The organism is Photobacterium sanguinicancri (assembly GCF_002265265.1).
GTDB lineage: Bacteria > Pseudomonadota > Gammaproteobacteria > Enterobacterales > Vibrionaceae > Photobacterium > Photobacterium sanguinicancri.
Genome location: NZ_NOIF01000111.1, coordinates 1 through 16,384, shown reverse-complemented (window position 1 = coordinate 16,384; position 16,384 = coordinate 1). Strand labels below are relative to the sequence as shown.

Here is a 16,384-nt window from a genome sequence, read left to right as displayed (position 1 = left end):
CTATTGATGCGTGATACGCCTAGAAATAAAACATCATTTAAACGTATTTGTTACGAATTTGACTTTTATTGATAGAAAACATAAGTGTGATTCTATTCAGGTATATTGGTACGACCATTCATGCTGTGTATTGATATATATATGACTCTGTGCTCTTATAATAAATATGCAACAAATGTATCACGGAAGTGTATTTAAACAGCTCTAGGATATTGGTAACTCAATAACAAACGTAAACGTTAATTTGGTTGGCAGAAATATACCTAGCGTTAGCGTGCGAGTTTTATTTTACTTGTATATCAGTAGTGTATGTTCTCATTAAGGGAAGAAAGGAGTCGGTGTTCATGGCAAAGAAGGCATTAGTTACAGGTGCTAAAGGTGGTATTGGTTCGTCTATTACGGATGGTTTAGTTGCTGCAGGTTTTCGTGTGATTGCAGCATATTTTCCATCAAATGAAGCGTGTGCAAAGAAATGGCTCAAAGCGAATAATTATTCCGATGATCAAGTGCGCTTACTTCCATTGGATGTAACGGATTCCGCATATTGCGAAGAAGCACTTGCAACATTATTGCAAGAAGAAGGCAACATTGATGTCTTGGTAAATAATGCAGGTATTACACGCGATACAACGTTCAAGCGTATGACGGCTCAGCAATGGAATGAGGTTATCAATACGAATTTGAATAGCTTATTTAATGTGACACAACCACTGTTTGCTTCTATGTGTGAACACGGTAATGCACGCATTATTAACATCACCTCGGTTAATGGTTTAAAAGGCCAATTTGGTCAAGCTAACTATTCGGCGGCTAAAGCCGGCATGATTGGTTTTACAAAAGCCCTTGCCGCAGAAGGTGCACGTTCAGGCGTGACAGTAAATGCCATTGCACCGGGTTATACGGGAACACCTATGGTTGAAGCTATTCGTGAAGAAGTGCTTGATGGAATTAAAGCTGAAATTCCAATGAAGCGTTTAGCAAAACCTGAAGAAATTGCTTCAGCAGTGACTTTCCTAGCCAGTGAACAGGCCGCATACATTACGGGTGAGACCTTGAATGTCAATGGCGGTTTGTACATGCACTAAGTGCACCTCTTTTAATGGAATAAAGGAATTTGGAAATGGCAAAAGTATTTATTGTTGCAGCAAAACGTACCCCAATTGGTAGCTTTAATGGTGCACTAAAGTCAGTTTCTCCAGCACATTTGGGGGCTGTAGCAATTAAGGCGGCAGTTGAACAAGCAAATGTTAACCCCGCGAACCTTGATGAAGTCATCGTTGGTAACGTTGTGGGGGCGGGTCAAGGGATGGGACCTGGCCGACAAGCCGCTTTGTTCGCAGGTATTCCTAATGAAGTGCCAGCTTATAGCTTAAATATGGTCTGTGGTAGTGGGATGAAAACTGTCATGGATGCCGCTGCGCATATCAAAGCTGGTGATGCAGATCTTGTTGTCGCTGCGGGTGCTGAAAGCATGTCGCAAATTCCATTTTGTGTCTCGTCGAAAGTTCGCGATGGCCAAAAAATGGGTAATCTTGAAATGACCGATTTGCTGATTGCAGATGGTCTAACGGATGTGTTCAATAACTATCACATGGGTGTTACGGCTGAAAATGTGGTGGCAAAAGTTGGCTTGACGCGTGAGCAACAAGATAACTTCGCATTGGCAAGTCAGCAACGCGCTGTTGCAGCGATAGAGCAGGGCACGTTTAAAGACGAAATAGCGGCAGTTGAAGTAACGGTACGCCGTAAAACATCGATTGTTGATACCGATGAGTACCCAAAAGCCGATGCAAGTATTGAAAGCCTTGCGAATTTACGCCCTGCTTTTAATAAAGAAGGTTCAGTAACGGCAGGTAACGCTTCTGGCATCAATGATGGTGGTAGTGCGATTATCGTTGCCTCTGAAGCTGCAGTTAAAAAATATAATTTAACCCCGCTTGCTGAAATTGAAAGTTATGCGCAAGCAGGTGTTGCGCCTGAAGTGATGGGCCTTGGTCCCGTTCCCGCAGTGATTAAAGCGCTGAAGAAAGCTGAATTATCGATTGATCAAATTGGGCTATTTGAATTCAACGAAGCATTTGCTGGTCAAGCTCTCGGTGTGCTGCATGAGCTTGCTGATGAGCTTGATGTGAAAGTAGAAGACATTGCTGAGCGCTCGAATGTGAATGGTGGCGCAATTGCACTTGGCCATCCGCTTGGTGCTTCGGGTAACCGAATTATTGTCAGCTTGCTTCATGAAATGCGTCGTCGTAATACAGAATATGGCCTCGCAACTTTGTGTGTCGGTGGTGGTATGGGTACTGCCATTGTCTTGAAAAGTGTTTAACCAATGATACGTACTGGCGAATAGTGACATGGCTAATGATACTTGCCGCCGGCTTATTACTTAAAAATTAAGGATACAAACATGTATACGGAAATGTTCAAATCGTTCTCAGATCAAACAGAGAAAACACTGGCACCATACGTGAAATTCAATAAGCTTTTCACGAAAAATGTTGAAGATATTACCGAGCTACAACTAGCAGCCGTTCGTGCATACAGTGACCTTGGCTTGTCTCAACTAAAAGCGGTTGGTGAAGTTAAAGACGTACAATCTCTAACGGCTTTTAATGGTCAACAACTTGAAACGTTGACTAAGTTGTCTCAGCAACTTATGGAAGACAGCAATAAATTTCAGTCTATTGCTCAAGAATTCAAAACGGATGTTGAAGAGCTTGTCGCTGAAAATGTACAACAAGCAACACCAACAGCGTAAATAAATGACCGTAATGCCGCCTTTTTTTAAGGCGGCATTTTTTAGTCCATAAACGAGGTCATTATCATGGATCAAAACTTCTTTTCGGACTACTTTGCCAAGCTCCAAGAGATGAATCAGCTGTGGTGGAAAGAATTGGATTCTGGCAAGGCAGCCATTAATACTCCCCTCAATAAAGCACTCAATGAAGTCAATCTTGACGACGCAACACAACTAATTGAGAAAGCCTCTGCACAACCTGCTGCGCTTGCAGCTGTGCAGATGAATTGGTGGGAAAACCAAATGAAAATTTGGCAGAACATTACCATGAATGCGGGTGATGGAGATGCCGCAGTAAAACCTGCAAAAGATGACAAACGCTTTAGTGATCCCGCATGGGAAAACGAAGCGTTTTATAATTACATCAAGCAGTCTTATTTGCTTTATAGCAATACGATGCAAGAAAGTATCGATGCCATTGAAGGGCTAGATGAAAAGACCAAGGAGCGACTAAGCTTCTTTTCTCGTCAAGCTATCAATGCGCTATCACCAACAAATTTCGTAACAACTAACCCTGAATTGATGAAGTTAACCGTTGAAAGTAACGGTGAGAACTTGATCAAAGGGATGGAGTTACTTCAGGAAGACATTCAATCAAGTGCTGATGTGCTTAAAATTCGGATGACGAATGATAGCGCATTTGAACTGGGAACGAATGTTGCGAATACGGCGGGTGAGGTCGTGTTCAAAAATGATTTGTTTGAGTTGATTCAATACAAGCCATTAACCGAACAAGTTAACGCTACCCCATTACTTATCGTACCGCCGTTTATCAACAAGTATTACATTCTTGATCTTCGTGAGAAGAATTCAATGGTGCGCTGGTTGGTAGAGCAAGGCCATACGGTATTTATGATGTCTTGGCGTAATCCTGATGCATCTATGATTGATGTTGATTTTGAGCATTATGTATTAGATGGCACGTTAAAAGCCATTGATGCAGTTGCAGACATTACAGGTGAAAAGCAAATCAATACGGCGGGTTACTGCATAGGTGGTAGCTTATTAGCGACCACATTAGCGTACTACTCCGCTAAACGTATGCGTAACCGTGTGAAGTCAGCAACCTTCTTTACTACTTTGCTTGATTTCTCTCAGCCAGGTGAGATTGGTGCTTACATCAATGACCCTATCATCTCGGCCATTGAAGCAGAGAACCTGTCGAAAGGTTACATGGATGGTCGATCGCTAAGTGTGACATTTAGCTTGCTGCGTGAAAACAGCTTGTATTGGAACTACTACATTAACAATTACCTTAAAGGTAATAGCCCAATCGATTTTGATTTACTGTATTGGAATGGTGATAGTACCAATGTGGCGGCGTCTTGCCATAATACGTTACTGCGTAAGTTCTACTTAGAGAACAAGCTTGTTGATCCGAAAGGTATACAAGTTGGCGGCGTAAATATCGATCTTAGCAAGATTAAGGTGCCAACTTACTTTATCTCTACGATTGAAGATCATATCGCGCTTTGGCAGGGCACATACCGTGGTTCACGTAATTTAAGCGGTAAATCGACGTTTGTTTTAGGTGAGTCTGGCCACATAGCTGGTATTGTGAATCACCCAGCGAAGAACAAGTACGGCTATTGGCTGAATGATGATCTTGGTGATGATCCTGAAGCATGGTTGAAAGATGCTGAGCGACAAGATGGTTCTTGGTGGACTCATTGGGATCAGTGGTTAGATAGCTTTACTGAAGCTGAGCCTGTTGATGCACGCCCTATGGGTAATGATAACTACCCAGGATTGATGCCTGCTCCTGGTATTTATGTGAAGCAGACTCTACCTGTTGAGTTCGATAACTTAGCTGAGAAAGCGCAAGACGTTGAAGCACAACACGCTGTGGAAAATGATTAGTCTTTAAAAGAAATAGTGCAGAGTGAAAGCTAAGTTGTATTAAATCGGTAAAAGCCAGTTGATTACTCAACTGGCTTTTTTATACGTACTGCTCTTTAACAATGCAGTTTCGGCCTTGCGATTTAGCCTTGTATAAGCACTCATCTGCGCGTCGTAATAAATCGTGAATGTTACTTTCCGCAGCAACAACACCTGTACTGACAGTATATTTAATCTTATTACTCAGGATTGTTAATTCAGAACTCGCAATTTCGTTTGTCATTGCTTCCAAACGCTGTTCAAAAATATGTGGAGAGTTACCGTAAAGAATACAGAACTCTTCGCCACCGAAACGTGAAACTAACGCATCGGGGAAATAGTTTTTTAATATGGTTGCGAGTTCAATCAAGACCATGTCACCGATATGGTGACCAAAGCTATCGTTAATGGCTTTAAAGTTATCGATGTCAATCAGTGCTAAGCATCGTGGTGATTGATGATTCTTACTCATTGGGTGGTCGAAGAAATAACGACGATTCCACGTCTGTGTTAAGTAATCTTGATTGGCGAGATGGTACAACCGACGCTCTGAATCCAGAATGTTTAATGTGCTATGTAAGCGACAGTAGAACTCTTCCTGATTAAATGGCTTGGTTAAAAAATCGTTTGCGCCAGCTTTTAAAAATTTCGCGGTCAACGAGGCCTCATCACTGCCAGACAAGCCAATGATAGCTAACTTGTTCAAACTGTATTTTTTGCGCAACTCTTTGACTAAACTTACGCCATCACGTTCAGGCATCGCATAATCGGTGATAACGAGGCTGATCTCACTGTCTTTTTGCATGACTTCTAAGGCATGCTCACCATTTGTCGCTTCAATAACATTGAGGTATTGGCGCTCTAATAAACTACGGGTGTATTTACGTGCAGTGATGGAGTCATCAACGAGAAGTACCTTATGGCTGCTGTTTTTTGATAAGCGGTTCAGAATAGGAATAATAGACGCAATGCAGCTTGGGCTGTCTTTGGGAATATAGTCGATAACGGTTTTAGCTAACACTTTCTCTCGTGTCATTTCATCCATCATCGCAGTTAAGACGATAACTTTTATGCCTACTGATAAGCAAACATCAATGATTTCACCATCTTGTCCGTCGGGCAGACAATAATCAAGAATAGCGCAGAGAAAGTCGGTGTTTTGGTCAAGTACTTGCTCGGCCTCGGCAATGGTTTCAGCAAAAACAGGTAAGAAGCCAGCTTGCCTTAATTCAGATTCGATGGCTCGGCGAAAAGGTCGACTATCTTCCACTACTAATATTTTTTGTTCCATTTACCACAACCTACTCGTGCTTAACCATTTCTTGGCTAATTTAGGCGCAATATTATGAGTGAAAACGAATACAGATACAAATATAGTTAATGCCTAAAGCGCATACATATTGGATGTTATGACTGAAAAGTTACTTGTAATGTCTAATTTTTTGTACTTCGTTCCATATCTCACAGTTTATTGTTAAACCTGAACGTAAATTGGTAAGAGGTGATGCTGATTGTTTCATAACGCGAGTGTCGTTTGTTATGTTAATATCCAATCAAATATAGTTTGACATCAACCCAAATGCACGTAGAGTACAGTACCAAACGATGGTCATTAAAATGATGTTCGATTAATGATCGTAAAACAAAATAGCATAGGATTTTTACTCATGAAAAAAACACTATTATTCGTTTTATTGGCAACCGTTGGACTAACTGCGTGCTCAGAAGCAGAAAAGCCGCAAGAAAATATGCCATCTATGGCGAACCCTGCCTCTGAGTTTTGTGTTGAGCAGGGAGGTGAGGTTGTAATTAAAGATGAAGCTGGCGGTCAAGTTGGCTATTGTAAACTAAGTGACGGTCGCTTGGTTGAAGAGTGGGCATTCATGAACGAACAAGATAAAGATACAGCTGATCAGCCAATTGGTATGGCAAACCCATCAGCCGTTTTCTGTGAAGAGCAGGGCGGTACTTATATCAACAAAGATGGTGAGAATGGCCAAGTTGGCTTTTGTCAGCTAACTGACGGTACCGAAGTTGAGGCATGGGAGTATTTCAGAGCGAACAATGAAGAAGGTCAAGCGGCGTTGATTGGCATGGCCAATCCAGCTTCTGTATTTTGTGAAGAGCAGGGTGGTGAGAACCTTATTAGCGAAAACGCAGATGGCCAATTTGGTCAATGTAAACTGCCTGACGGTACTGTTGTTGATTCGTGGGAGTATTACCGCGCAGAACATAAAGACGACACCCAAAAATAAGAAACCTATCGATTCGCTCTTTATCCCAATGTGCTGAATTGTTATCTTGAATGTTGGAAAGCTGCTAACTTACTTGCCAGTAAGTAGCGGCTTTTGTGTTGATGGTCGCTCACTTAGTGGCTATTGAAGCATTACCTAGCTCATAGACTAATGGTATGAGTATTACTGTCCGAAGTTGTATTTAATGTGACCGATTAAATGCAGTGCTGTATCGGGTGCATGCATCGATACTGCTCTATTTAATCCAGCTAGCTTTAAGTTTATGCGTTTTCGTTGAGTCGAATTTATTGTGTTTGAGACGGAAAAGCCCAAACCTATGCGGTTTGGGCATGGTAGTTAGGATTCCAGTTTCGAGTCAACGATAGTAAGGGTTTACTCTACTGATATGTGTCTTGACGTCACTATTGCTTACCTTGCCAAATGAGCTCACAGGTCTTGCTTCCATCACGCTCTAATGGTTTTTCAATTAGCCAGCGTATAGGTGAAATGACTGGGCTGGTGGTAAAACGCACTGATGTTTCAAAAATAGCAGACAGCGGAACATTCAAATCAAAGTCATCAAATTGACCATGTACTTCGATTGGCGTTTGTAAGCTGAAGATTTGGGCTTTCTTCGATTGCGGTCGTAGGTAGAGATCAAAACTACGATCTTGGTATGACGCATCAAATTTACCATTCACTTGAATACGCGTGGTATCGAGCAACATATTCCGTTGTTTGATATTACCATCACGGATATCAACCCCCGCAGCAACACAGTTCAGTACCGAGTTATTTTCATCGGTAAAACTCGGTAAGATGGCGTCGGTTAGGTTCACTGCCCACAGGTCAATTAGGTCGGCTTCAAATGCCTCTGGCCAAGCGGCAAAACCAATAAAACCGTTGGCATTTCTCATCAAGGTATCTGGCGAATTGGCAAGGCTTGTCAATGAGAATTGTGTACTGATTTTACCTGACATATCCGTATCGTTTTGAATGCGACGGGCTAGAACACCATAGTTGAAGTTGTCCACTTTACCTTGCAAATCAATATTGAACATATCACCACGTGCTTTGATTTTTGCGTTAATGGCAACATCGCCCCCAGGTAATTTGACGTGTAAGGGTTCAAGCACTAAATGTCCGTTTTGGAGGTTTAGATGAAGTGAACCCGCACCCAACCAATCTTTACCCGATCGTACTTCATTGACGGCAATCGAGAGATCACCATTGAGCCAGTTTAAGCCTTCAGGGCTAATAACAGGGGATGGTTGGTTTTTAGCATCTGTTGGCGTTTGAGCGCTTTCCTCTGTCGCCGCCTGATTTTCGTCTAGCCATGCTTGCCAATTACCGACTTGGAAGTCATCTAATTGGATAAAAGGGGCGGTTAAAGCAACACGAACATCTGGCTTGTTATATTTCCCCTGCGGTTGAAGGTCGCCATGCCCGGTTAATTGGCTCTCGCTGACTTTGATTAATAAATCGCGGAAACGGTAGCCATTTTCATCTGATGCTAACTGGGCTTTTAAGGTAATAGGGCCATAGGGTGGAAGTGCCACACCTGTAAAGTGGTTAAGGCGATCGAGGTTAGGTATCTCAGCCTGTAAGTTGAGTGCTAATTTTTTGAAGTCTAGCGGCAACGCCAATTCAGACTTGGCGTTAAATTGCATATCACCAATGGATAAGTCCATAGAAGCTGGCAGTGTTTTACGGCCATCATTGGCTTGCTTTAACGAAACCGAAGACAGCAAAAGCTTCACAGGGCGTTCAGCTACATTACCTTGTAAGGATAAGGTGGTGTTGGTTGTCGGCCCTGTTGCAAACTGTCCTTGTGCTAAGTACACATCCAAGGCTTTACCTGTGTAAATATCTGAAAGCAGTAATTGGCCGCCTGTTAGCTGTGCATTTATTTTTGCCATTTCCATCAGCTCTAGCACAGTGCGGCCTGATAAGTGGATCGCTAACTTGGCTTGATCTAGCGTCATACCAAGATCATTGGTAATGCTGAGGTTCTGGGCTATTTGACCTATGTTTGGTTTATTAACAACAAGGTTAAGCTGAGAATTAATGGTGGCAGCATTTATATTTAGTGAGATGTCACCGTTATACTGACTGCCCGCATAGCGCATTTTAAATGGCGAAGAGGGTATGTTGCCGTTGCGCATTTTCCCATTAAAAGCAATATCCGATAGCTGCTGATCTGCCCATACAAGTGTGTCGACCGCAAAATCCACATCAGCATCAATTATAACGATATCGTCGCTGAGTAGTGGAATTGTGAGGTTTGCACCTTGGGTTGGAATGGTTTGTTCAACCTCTGGTAATTCGTCATCATTAATGAATTGGCCAAACTGAGTGAAATCCAATCGAGAGAATTGCCCACTGATAGCTGCCCACTGATTATCGGGCTCAGGGCGCCATTTAAGCGCGATCTGACCATGGCTATTCATGAGGGTAAGTTCATTCATTAACAAAGCAATAAGCCCATCTTGGTAATTGAGCTTACCTTCGATAGCGATAGGACCAGAGACCTGAGCTTGCGTGCCTAGCCATGGGCTTAATGCGCTAGCATCATCGCCTTTTATCGACAGCGAAAAGTGGCTGCCTTCTTGCCAGTTAGTTTGTACTAACATACCTTGAGCGCGAGCTGTTAATACTGGGCTTTTAAACTCAAACTGAGTTGGCCAGTCTCGGCGTTCGATAATATCGGCGAGTGTCCCTGCCTGCGCAGTAATATGCGCTGGAATACCCATTAACTCACCTTGAATCGATGATTTAAAAGGTAGATGCATTCCTGCATGAAGCCGTGCGTTATCAATACTAAAGGTTGCGGCTTTGGCCCAATTTACTTTTGCTTGATCAATTGTTAGTGCGATTTCACTGTTATCGAGCCACTCACTTAACTTGGTGCCAGATGTTTTAACCTGTAGTTTTGCATCTTCAAGGTGCCCTTTTGCCGCGTAGATCCCTGTTAACCAGCGCGCCATTTCACCGAGAGATGAATCAGATGCGCCTAGTTGAATCTCTACATTGGATGTCCACTCTGTAGCATCAATCGTTGCGTTACCACGGAAAGGAACAAGTGCAATATCGGCTGTCATCGGAGCCGATAATTTACCGGCTTCACCTTCTACATTCAGCGATAGATTTTCGACGCTTGTGCCTAAACCTTTTATTTCACCTATATGAATACCAAGTTTTGTGGTGGTTTCAATCAACCATTTATCTAGTGCTTGCTGCAACGGTGATTTTTGTGGGGGAGCGCTTGAGTATGCCATCATCATTTGTGGTTCAGGTTCTGGCTGTAACCAAGGGCGAAGATCAATCACTGGGATGTCTAGCTGACCATCAATGAAGTTATGCTTACCTAATTCAATAGCAAAGTGACCATCCGCTGATGTTATCGGGCTACGTAGCTTTACATCATTCACAAATAAGTGTTTTGCTGATGCTGAAAGGTTGGTGCTGATAGAGAGTGGGGCAACGTGCTTAACATCTAAACCCAGTAAGTCTTCAATAGGCTGAGTGTCTTGCCAGTCAAGTTTGACACTTGCTGTTGAATCACCGGCTTGTGGTGGTTGTAAGCTAGCATCAATAGCCAGTTTAGCGCCAGCAAATGCGCCTTGAATAGAAACGTTACCTGTTTGCTGGTTAATGATGTCTTCTAAATCACCATCCAGTGTCAAATTGTATTGCTGGCCTAGCGCATAACCTTGAGTGACGAGATGCCATTGATCGTTTTGTTGCTGTAAATCAAGACTCTCGAGTTGCCAGTCAATGTAGCTACCTTGCGATTGATCATCGTAAACAAGGTTGATGTTTTTGGCGGTGATACGATCACCAATACTAAGATTAAAGCTCAACGGGTCTTTGTTAGTGCTTACTTGCGCCGTATCGCTTGTTTGAATGGCATCGAACTGCCAATTTGCCTTGCCTTCGTAATCTTTAAAGAGCAGTACACTGATATCACTGAGCGTTACATAGTCAATGGATAATGTGTTTTGTAATAGTGGAAGTACGTTAATTTTGGCTGAAATATGGCCAGAGGTCAGCATAGGTTGCCAAGAGACAGCTTCAACATTGGCGATTACAACTTGATTCACGTTGATCTCAGGGCTGAAGCCAATAAGCAATTCAATATCGCCAGAAATACGCGTATCACGATGAAGATTATCGGTAAGGGTTTGAGCAATGCGATCGCGATAAGGCGTAAGGTCGACCTTGATACCAACTGTCAGCGTAATAATAAGTGCCAGAAAGACGATACTGAAGGTAATGACCAGCCAAGTGCATAGGCGGCGCACCCATGATTTTTTCTCTGGTTTACTGTTGGTGATAGCGGCTTTTTTCTCAGGAGAACTATTGGCTGAAGTCATGGCTTAGGCTTGGTCTTTAATGAAATTGTGTATGTTGTTTTATTGGCGTGAAAGATAACATGTTTATGGTGATTTCGGTAGGTTAGCGCAAGGTTTGTGTTAGCGCACTCTAATGAATTTTGTGACTAAATATTATAGATGCCTATTATGCGTAACGAACGTTACGCAGGTTGATGTCACGTTGAGCTATTGGAGGAAGATTTTAGTTATATAGCTTGTTTTGGCAAAATTTTAAATGCGATTAATTCTAAACAACTAGGCATGATTGGAATTGTTATGTTATATTATAACGAAATCTGGTTTTGTTCATTAGATGCAGATCGAACTCTGATGAGCCGCTGAAGAAATAGTTAAGAAGAATGAAATCGAATAATCAACCTCAAGTCACCGACAATAATTGTGATGATATAACATTCGCTTGCGAGCGGTTTTCCTTATTGCTTACAAGTGTGCCTATCCGTTTATTCGGAGTGACTTGTGGTATCAGCTTGATGTGGTTGATACTGTCTTTACTACTGAAATAATCCCACTTAATAGTTTTAATTCAATGATATTAATAGATAATTTATCAGTTTGTTATCGTAATGAACTGGCGCTTGACTGCGTGTCTGCAAAGATTGAAAGCGGAGAGCTACTCGCGGTGGTTGGCCCTAATGGGGCTGGTAAGTCTACATTACTTAAAGCGATCATGAATCAGCTTAAGCCGAGTGATGGCGCCATTTTTCTTGGTCAGCATAGTTTGAAAGATATCGCTTACTTACCGCAGAGCAGCCAAATCGATAAACAATTCCCAATCACAGTACGTGAGTTTGTTGCTGCTGGTGCTTGGCGACGTTTGAGTTTTTGGCGGGCATTTAGTCATCAAGAAAATTCAAAAATGTATCAAGCACTCGAAACTGTTGGTTTGCTGGGTATGGAAGAACGTCAAATCAGTGCGCTATCAGGTGGGCAATTTCAGCGTATGTTATTTGCCCGAATGCTAGTGCAAGATGCAGATGTTTTATTATTAGATGAGCCATTCAACGCTATCGATGTACAAACCATTGAAGATTTAATGCAAGTGATCCGCAGCTGTCAGCAAGCGGGTAAAACGGTAGTCGCGGTCATTCATGATTTGGCATTAGTACAGCGATATTTTCCGCAAGTGATGTTAGTAGCAACCAAAATGATCGCCAAAGGTGAAGCTAACGAAGTATTAGCTTCCGCCAACTTGATTGCAGCTGGATACCAACATTTAGCTCAAAACTCGATGGAACAACCTTTAAATAAAAGCCAAGCCGCATGAGTACTGAATTTTACACCTTATTTATTGAACCCTTTTCCGATTTCTCTTTCATGCAGCGCGCATTGTGGGGATGTATTGTTCTGAGTTTAAGCGCAACCCCGATTGGTGTCTTTCTGACGTTACGTCGAATGAGCCTTACTGGTGATGCAATGGCGCACGCTATTTTGCCTGGAGCGGCCATCGGATTTTTGATTTCAGGCTTATCAGTTTCTGCGATGACAATTGGTGGCGTTGTTGCTGGGTGTATTGTTGCGGTTTTAGCGGGCATTGTGGCGCGGCATTCCCATGCTGAAGAAGATTCGAGCATGGCGGCTTTTTATCTTCTTTCATTAGCAACGGGCGTCCTGATTATCTCATCAAAAGGCAGCAATGTTGATTTGTTACACGTGCTTTTTGGATCAACGTTGGCACTGAACGATGAAGCGCTGATTTTATTGACCTCGATAGCAACCATTTCAATGTTAATGCTGGCCATTTTGTATCGACCAATCGTAATGGAATGTGTTGATCCTGCTTTTTTCAGAACGGTGAGTAAATTAAGTTCTGTTGCCCATTACAGCTTTTTACTCTTGGTCGTGTTGAACCTAGTTGCAGGTTTCCACGCTTTAGGGACGTTAATGGCGGTCGGCTTAATGATTTTACCTGCTGCGATTGCACGTTTTTGGACGGCTCGTTTGGGTGTAATGCTGGTTATTGCTTTTTTTGCCTCTGTAGTGAGTTGTTACTTCGGTCTGTTTTTATCGTATCACGCCAGTCTGGCAACCAGCCCAGCTATCGTCTTGGTATTGGGTGGAATGTATATCGTGTCGTTACTAATAGGACGTCATGGCGGCTTATTGCTGAAGCAATTTGCAAATTAATAATAAGGAGAGGTAAATGTCTAAAGCAACGTTCGCAGTTTCAATGATTGCGCTTGGGCTTGGTTGTAGTTCAGCAGTAATGGCCGATACAAAAGTTCCTGTTGTTACCAGTTTTTCTGTGTTGGGTGATCTTGTTCAACAAGTAGGTGGCGACCATGTTGCTATTACTAACTTAGTTAAAGCAAATGGTGATGCACACGTATATAACCCAGCACCTTTAGACGCGAAGGCAATTGCATCAGCACAGCTAGTTGTGATGAATGGGCTTGAGTTTGAAGGTTGGATGCCTCGTTTATTGGAGTCGTCTAATTTTAAGGGTAACAAAGTGTTAGCCGCTGACGGTATCGATACAATTAAAGGCCATAGTTGCTCTTGTGGCGGTCACGGCCATCATGATGACCATGACCATGACCATGACCATGACCATGACCATGACCATGACCATGACCATGACCATGACCATGACCATGACCATGACCATGACCATGACCACGATCATGCCCATGGTGAGTTTGACCCGCATTCATGGCATAGCATCAAAAATGTGAAAGTCTATGTGAAAAATATCGAGAAGGGCCTAACAAAGGTTGATCCAGCTAACGCTGACGATTACCAACGAAATGCAGCTCTGTATATCCAGAAACTGGATAAACTCGATGTTAAGTTACATAAAAAAATCGCATTAATTCCAGAAGGAAAACGCAAAGTCATAACGCCACATGCTGCCTTTGCTTATATGGCGAGAGATTACAAGATCGATTTTCATGCACCACAAGGTACAAGCACGGAATCAGAGGCGAGTGCAGGGGATGTGGCTAAGATTATTAAGCAAATCCGTAGTGAAGGTATTAAAGCTGTATTTGTTGAAAACATCTCTGATAACCGTTTAATTGAACAAATCAGTCGTGAAACCGATGCTAAGATCGGTGGTCAGTTATATTCAGATGCGCTTTCAGAACCAACAGGTCCTGCACCGACGTATTTAAAAATGATGGAATACAATGTAGATACTATAGTGAATGCGTTGAAGTAAGTATTCACTATGTGAGTTAAAAGGCATATTGCCTGACTACAATAAAAAGCCAACCCATTAAACAGGTTGGCTTTTTTAAAGAGACATTATTGAGAGGTAATATCGACGATTACTCTTCCCATTGCACCAATTGGCCTTTTGGCCATTCATTACCAATCTCTTGATAACGTTTCTCTAGAATATGACGTTTAATTTTAAGCGTCGGGGTAAGCACACCGTTTTCGATACTCCACGGTTCTTTAATCATCAATACGCCCTTGATCTTCGCATGAGATTCAAGTTCTTGGTTGATGACTTCAATCACATGGTGGACCTTTTTCTCATAGCGTTTGCGATCAAAGTTCGGGAACTCGTGGGGAATGGCTAATAAAACTGGTGCTGGCATACCAGAGCCAACTAAGCACATCAGCTCAACATTACTTAACTCGAACAGACGTTTCTCAATTGGAACAGGAGAAACGAACTTTCCTTTTGCTGTTTTGAATGTATCTTTCTTGCGGCCTTCAATGGTGACATAGCCTTCATCATCTACAGAGCCGATGTCACCTGTATATAGCCACCCGTCTTTATCAAAGCATTCTTTGCTGGCTTCTTCATTTTTGTAGTAGCCAGAGAAAAGTCCTTCGCTTCGAACCAAAATCTCTTCGTCGGCTGCAATTTTAATCTCTACCCCAGGACCTGGGTTCCCGACTGAACCAATTTTATCGCTGCGGAATGGGTGATTTAGTGTGCTGTAGGCAAAAGACTCTGTCATGCCCCAAGCTTCAGTGATATGTAGCCCGATGCGTTCATACCAGCGCAGTAACGCAGGGGAGACGGGCGCAGAACCACAGCCCAGCACACGTGCCTTATCAAGCCCAAGTCCATCGGCTAACTTACGCTTAATTACCCCTGAAATGAATGGGATTTTTAGCAAGAAGTCGAGTTTACGTTGTGGCAATTTATCCTGAATACGTTGCTGGAATAGCGTCCATAAACGAGGAACTGAAATAAACAGCGTTGGTCGGTGCATCTTCACATCATCAATGAAAGTATCAAGTGACTCAGGGAAGGCGACTTGCATGCCGGCCATTACTGAAGAACCGAAAATGTAGACACGTTCAGTAATGTGCGCGAGCGGTAAATAAGAGAATAGGCGTTCGCCATCTTGCATACCGATATGGTCAATCAAACGTTGCGAAGACCAAGCAAACGCCCCAAAGCTAAGCATGGCACCTTTTGGTAAGCCAGATGTACCAGAGGTGTACACAATCGACATAAGGTCATCGTTTTCATACGTTGGACGTTCGGCTGATGGTTCATGCTGTTCTACCAGCGTATTGAACTGGTACTGACAAGGCGGTGTACTGTCATAGTTAAAACCAATAGTAATAACATCGGGAAGGTGGCTACAAACGGACTTAATGGCTTTGCTATCATCGAGCTTACCGATGATTAATACTTTAGATTCACTGTGTGTAACGCAATGCTCGATTGTTTCTGCACCTGCTGTAGGAAAAACAGGAACACTGATGTAGCTACCAAGCATCATGGCTAAGTCACAAATAAACCACTCAGCACAGTTTTTGGAAGCAAGAGCGACACGATCACCGGGTTGAATACCTAAGTCACGCAGTGCACTGACAAGTCTTAGCGCTTTATCGGCTACATCAGCATAAGAATAATCAACAAACTTACGGTTATTAATTTGGCGAAGGTAAATTTCGTCAGCACGCTCTTCTGCCCACTTTAAAATCATTTCATGGGGTAGAGGTTGAAGCATAGTGGTTTCCTTTAAACGATCAGCAGAGAGAGGTAAGGTCATACAAATTCATCCTTGTTTTGTTGCGTACTTGTTAAATCTAATGTCATGGTAACTGGTCGGTCAAGCTAATTATAGGATCTAGCTGCAAGATAATTGTAAAAAAAATGTTTAATAGGG

General features: G+C 42.6%; 11 protein-coding genes. 8 read left to right on the top strand and 3 right to left on the bottom strand.

Annotated elements, in window-relative coordinates:
- Positions 1-344: 344 nt before the first annotated feature.
- From ASV53_RS15755 to phaC, 4 genes are all read left to right on the top strand, one after another.
- Entirely contained in the window at positions 345-1,085 is a 741-nt protein-coding gene (locus tag ASV53_RS15755) for an SDR family oxidoreductase (RefSeq protein ID WP_094957775.1), read from the top strand.
- Positions 1,086-1,120: 35 nt separating this feature from the next.
- Positions 1,121-2,326 (top strand): acetyl-CoA C-acetyltransferase, encoded by a 1,206-nt coding sequence (locus ASV53_RS15750; RefSeq protein ID WP_094957774.1) that lies wholly within the window; start codon positions 1,121-1,123, stop codon positions 2,324-2,326.
- Positions 2,327-2,407: 81 nt separating this feature from the next.
- A complete protein-coding gene (locus ASV53_RS15745) occupies positions 2,408-2,758 on the top strand; it encodes a phasin family protein (RefSeq protein WP_062691465.1) in 351 nt (116 codons plus the stop codon).
- Between the two features lie 66 nt (positions 2,759-2,824).
- Complete coding sequence (gene phaC, locus ASV53_RS15740) at positions 2,825-4,657, top strand: class I poly(R)-hydroxyalkanoic acid synthase (protein ID WP_094957773.1); 1,833 nt, start codon at positions 2,825-2,827, stop codon at positions 4,655-4,657.
- A 79-nt stretch (positions 4,658-4,736) separates the two neighbouring features.
- Here phaC and ASV53_RS15735 read toward each other — a convergent pair whose 3' ends face one another.
- Complete coding sequence (locus ASV53_RS15735) at positions 4,737-5,966, bottom strand: response regulator (RefSeq protein ID WP_094957772.1); 1,230 nt, start codon at positions 5,964-5,966, stop codon at positions 4,737-4,739.
- A gap of 376 nt (positions 5,967-6,342) precedes the next feature.
- Here ASV53_RS15735 and ASV53_RS26005 point away from each other — a divergent pair, with 376 nt between their 5' ends.
- Entirely contained in the window at positions 6,343-6,930 is a 588-nt protein-coding gene (locus ASV53_RS26005) for a putative hemolysin (protein WP_094957771.1), read from the top strand.
- A 401-nt stretch (positions 6,931-7,331) separates the two neighbouring features.
- Here ASV53_RS26005 and ASV53_RS15725 read toward each other — a convergent pair whose 3' ends face one another.
- Positions 7,332-11,285, bottom strand: coding sequence for an AsmA family protein (locus ASV53_RS15725; protein ID WP_094957770.1), 3,954 nt, complete (start codon positions 11,283-11,285; stop codon positions 7,332-7,334).
- Positions 11,286-11,889: 604 nt separating this feature from the next.
- Here ASV53_RS15725 and ASV53_RS15720 point away from each other — a divergent pair.
- Genes ASV53_RS15720 through ASV53_RS15710 form a run of 3 tightly spaced genes read left to right on the top strand, consistent with a single transcriptional unit; the run spans position 11,890 to position 14,463 of the window.
- Complete coding sequence (locus ASV53_RS15720) at positions 11,890-12,570, top strand: metal ABC transporter ATP-binding protein (protein WP_239928812.1); 681 nt, start codon at positions 11,890-11,892, stop codon at positions 12,568-12,570.
- On the top strand, positions 12,567-13,430 hold the full coding sequence (locus tag ASV53_RS15715; protein ID WP_062691459.1) for a metal ABC transporter permease: 864 nt from the start codon (positions 12,567-12,569) through the stop codon (positions 13,428-13,430). The genes ASV53_RS15720 and ASV53_RS15715 overlap by 4 nt, the downstream gene beginning before the upstream one ends.
- Positions 13,431-13,446: 16 nt before the next feature.
- Positions 13,447-14,463 (top strand): metal ABC transporter substrate-binding protein, encoded by a 1,017-nt coding sequence (locus tag ASV53_RS15710; RefSeq protein ID WP_094957769.1) that lies wholly within the window; start codon positions 13,447-13,449, stop codon positions 14,461-14,463.
- Positions 14,464-14,572: 109 nt separating this feature from the next.
- On the opposite strand, the gene ASV53_RS15705 is transcribed toward ASV53_RS15710, so the two are convergent.
- On the bottom strand, positions 14,573-16,267 hold the full coding sequence (locus tag ASV53_RS15705) for an AMP-binding protein (RefSeq protein ID WP_094957768.1): 1,695 nt from the start codon (positions 16,265-16,267) through the stop codon (positions 14,573-14,575).
- Between the last annotated feature and the right edge of the window lie 117 nt (positions 16,268-16,384).